The sequence below is a fragment of the Vibrio sp. Y176 genome, assembly GCF_033438945.1.
Genome location: NZ_JAWOQS010000084.1, coordinates 1 through 1,264, shown reverse-complemented (window position 1 = coordinate 1,264; position 1,264 = coordinate 1). Strand labels below are relative to the sequence as shown.

Sequence of the window (1,264 nt, the reverse complement as noted above, 5' to 3'; positions counted from 1 at the left end):
GATGTTGCCCATGATGTCTTCGTATTCAGCTTGCACCCCAGGGATATCAAGCAGCGATGCAAAGCTCACCTCATCAGTAAAACGGTTCGAGAATCGACGTGCTAAGAAGTGGCTCGCAAGCGCTTTGTCTGGCCAGTTACCCAACACAGACACCGCATTTGACCAAGGGTAATCCGGGTCAAAGCTACCAATTGAGTTTAGGAAGCGTCCATTCGCAGTTTCCGCAACAGCTATATAGCCCTCATCTGAATCTTCGATAAAGCGTGCTGCCAAATCATCAAAACAGCTGGCTGTTGAAAGATCGTAATCAGCCGGAATTTGGTGTGAGTTGTTGTCTAACAGTTGACCAAAAGAAATCACTTTTTGGTTGCCTGCCGCATTTTCTATCACACATTGATGCTCTGGTGTGCGCAAGATATCAAGGAAGAACGCCGCGGATTTTTTCGCCCCATTCGCGTAATCACAGAACCATGAGTTATCGGCTTTGCCTTCGCTACAGTATTGAGGGTTTGAAGCAATGCGCAATAAGAAATCACCCGGCTTATCCGTTGACGAAGTGTAACCCAGATTGGTGTACAGGTTATCGATGCGCTCAAGATCTTCCATCTTGTCACGGATAGCGCTCATTTCCATATAACGGCGCACTAAGTAACCAGGATAATCGGACGAGAATAATCCCGTCGTCCCATATAACTCCAAGTTGCGTCGCTCATAGCTATCGAGATAGTTCTGCCACTCGTAAGAAACAATTTCTTCTAGGTTTGTACCTTCGTCAAAACGGTTACAGTCGCTGTTTAGAGAAACGTTCCCATCGGTACAGAAATCGTAAGACTTACGCTCAATTTCATTCACTTTATCTAGGTAGTAAAGTGCGCCATAACGAGTTTTCGCATTCAGTTCTGGATCATCAGACAACGCGGCGGTATCGAATCGGCTGAAGTCACAGTTGTAGAGTGATTTGCCTTTCTCGTTCCCCGTTAGCGCCTTCACTTCAGAACACACCATCAGCGATGTGTTGTCTGGATTGTTGCCAAACTTGTATGCAAAGCTTTGTTGGTAGGCTTGCTGATCAGCGAGGTAACGAGCGTATGCTGCTTTGTCTTCATCACTCGCACTGTCTGCCGGTTTCGCAACAGGTGCAGGAGCTGAACCTGAAGAATCTTGAATCGTCTCGACTTTACGACCGTAACCAAACTTAAACGCCGCAATATCGTACAGACCCCAAGTTGGCGTTTCATCCAACATGCTTGGTGCGTAGTCCATC

General features: G+C 46.8%; 1 pseudogene. It reads right to left on the bottom strand.

What is annotated here, in order from left to right:
- Positions 1–1,264, bottom strand: a pseudogene (locus R7O13_RS24245) (MoxR-like ATPase); the annotation flags it as partial.